General features: G+C 49.6%; 2 rRNA genes. Both read right to left on the reverse strand.

Going from position 1 to position 3,123, the window contains the following annotated elements:
* Positions 1 to 5: 5 nt before the first annotated feature.
* Positions 6 to 117, reverse strand: a 5S ribosomal RNA gene (rrf, locus tag K339_RS0109810).
* Between the two features lie 145 nt (positions 118 to 262).
* Positions 263 to 3,067 (reverse strand): 23S ribosomal RNA (locus tag K339_RS0109815).
* Positions 3,068 to 3,123 lie beyond the last annotated feature (56 nt).

The raw sequence follows: 3,123 nt of genomic DNA on the forward strand, positions 1-3,123 counted from the left end.
TAATATTGTGGCGGCTACCTACTTTCCCACATTTTATTGCAGTATCATCGGCGGAGTGGGGCTTAACTTCTCTGTTCGGAATGGGAAGAGGTGAACACCCACCCTGTAACCACCATCAAGGCTTTCTGATTCGGATTTACAAGAGGTGAAGTCGTTCGCGACTCCGAACCCAACCTGTAACCTTCATCAATATCTTTAGCTATTTTCGTCTTTCCAATAAGCAATTGACATTGGCAGAGAATTATTCATAAAAACTGTATTTACAAAGAAGCTATTGGGCAATTAGTACTGCTCAGCTTTGATGTCACCACCTTTACACTTGCAGCCTATCAACGTCGTCGTCTACAACGTCCCTTATGTGGAAGTCTCATCTTCAGGCCAGTTTCGCACTTAGATGCTTTCAGCGCTTATCTGTTGCCCACGTAGCTACTCGGCCATGCTACTGGCGTAACAACCGATTCACCAGAGGTGAGTCCAACCCGGTCCTCTCGTACTAAGGTCAGCCCCCGTCAAACTTCCTACGCCCATCACAGATAGGGACCGAACTGTCTCACGACGTTCTGAACCCAGCTCGCGTGCCACTTTAATCGGCGAACAGCCGAACCCTTGGGACCTTCTCCAGCCCCAGGATGTGACGAGCCGACATCGAGGTGCCAAACCATCCCGTCGATGTGAGCTCTTGGGGATGATCAGCCTGTTATCCCCGGCGTACCTTTTATCCTTTGAGCGATGGCACACCCATGCGCAACCACCGGATCACTAAACCCTGGTTTCCCACCTGATCGACCCGTCGGTCTCACAGTCAAGCTAGCTTGTGCTTTTGCACTCCCCTGACGATTACCGTCCGTCATGAGCTAACCTTTGGAAGCCTCCGTTACTCTTTTGGAGGCGACCACCCCAGTCAAACTACCCACCATGCGCGGTCCTCAATAACAAGTTAGAACACAGAATACAAAAGGGTGGTATTTCAACGTTGGCTCCATGATTCCTGACGAAACCACTTCGTAGCCTCCCACCTATCCTACACATTCATATCCCATATCCAACGCAAAGTTGTAGTAAAGGTGCACGGGGTCTTTCCGTCCCGTGACGGGTAAGCGGCATCTTCACCGCTACTACAATTTCACCAAGCTCACGGTTGAGACAGTGCCCAGATCGTTACACCATTCGTGCAGGTCGGAACTTACCCGACAAGGAATTTCGCTACCTTAGGACCGTTATAGTTACGGCCGCCGTTTACTGGGGCTTCGATTCAAACCTTCGCTTGCGCTAAGCTCCCCTCTTAACCTTCCAGCACCGGGCAGGTGTCAGGCAACATACGTCGTGTCTCCACTTTGCGTTGCCCTGTGTTTTTGTTAAACAGTCGCCTGGGCCATTTCTCTGCGACTCTAGCTCGCGCCAGAGTGTCCCTTCTCCCGAAGTTACAGGACTAATTTGCCGAGTTCCTTAACCGTGATTCACTTGAGCACCTTGGTATATTCTACCCAGCTACCTGTGTCGGTTTACGGTACGGGCTAATACAAGCTGATGTTTCATCGCTTTTTCTTGGAGGCCAGTTCAAAAGTTCGCTTTGTCCGTAAACGCTGCTCAACGAAGACTTCCGTCACTTCGTACTCTCTCCCCTACCCCGTACGATTCACACTTGTATCAGGTGCAGGAATATTAACCTGCTGTCCGTCAGGTGCGGCCTTCGCCTTCCCCTTAGGCCCCGACTAACCCTCAGTTGATTGACATAGCTGAGGAATCCTTAGCTTTACGGTGTGTATGGTTCTCACATACATTGTCGTTACTTATGCCTACATTTGCTTTTCTAAAATCTCCACCATAGCTCACGCTACAACTTCACTGACGTTAGAATGCTCCCCTACCGATTATTACTAATCGCATCGCTTCGGTGATATACTTGATGCCCGTTTATTATCGACGCCCGCCCCGCTCGACCAGTGAGCTGTTACGCACTCTTTAAATGTATAGCTGCTTCCAAGCTAACATCCTGGCTGTCTCGGCAGTCAGACTTCCTTTGTTCAACTTAGTATATACTTAGGGACCTTAGCGGTTGCTCTGGGTTGTTCCCCTCTCGGACCGTGACCTTAGCACCCCGGCCCTCACTGCTGTGTCTGTTTATGCCCATTCGGAGTTTGTCAGAATTTGGTAGGATTTGACTCCCCCGCATCCTATCAGTAGCTCTACCTGACATAAACGCCCCACAACGCTGTTCCTAAAAACATTTCGGGGAGTACGAGCTATTTCTCAGTTTGATTGGCCTTTCACCCCTATCCGCAGTTCATCCAAAAACTTTTCAACGTTAACTGGTTCGGTCCTCCATGCAGTGTTACCCACACTTCAACCTGACCACGGATAGATCACCAAGTTTCGCGTCTGCTCTCACTAACTAAACGCCCTTTTCAGACTCGCTTTCGCTTCGGCTCCTGTCCTTAAAACATTAACCTCGCTAGTAAGAACAACTCGTAGGCTCATTATGCAAAAGGCACGAGGTCACCCGTAGGCTCCCTCCGCTTGTAAGCGCATGGTTTCAGGTTCTATTTCACCCCGGTACTCCCGGTTCTTTTCACCTTTCCCTCACGGTACTCGTTCACTATCGGTCTCTCAGTCGTATTTAGCCTTGGCGGATGGTGCCGCCGAATTCAGAGGGGATTCCTCCTGTCCCCACCTACTCAGGATCCTGATACAGTTCTACACCTTACAATTAAGGGACTCTCACCCGCTACGGTCTGCCTTCCCAGACAGTTCATCTTCATGTAGTTCCTAAAAATCAGTCCTATAACCCCTATAACGCCGTAACGTCATCGGTTTGGGCTTGTCCGCGTTCGCTCGCCACTACTTACGGAATCACTGTTGTTTTCTCTTCCTAGGGGTACTTAGATGTTTCAGTTCCCCCCGTTTGCCTCCTTTCGGATATCCTGATCACTCAGGATGGGTTGCCCCATTCGGATATGCTAGGATCTATGTGTATGTGCCACTCCCCTAGCCTTTACGCAGCTTATCACGTCCTTCTTCGCCGCTGAGAGCCATAGGCATTCCCCATGCGCCCTTATTTTGCTTCTTCTACAAATTTCTTGATAATTCTCTACCAATATGTCAAATAACTCTAAGACTATATAG

Origin of the sequence: Runella limosa DSM 17973, from assembly GCF_000482465.1 — a bacterium.
GTDB classification, from domain to species: Bacteria; Bacteroidota; Bacteroidia; order Cytophagales; family Spirosomataceae; genus Runella; species Runella limosa.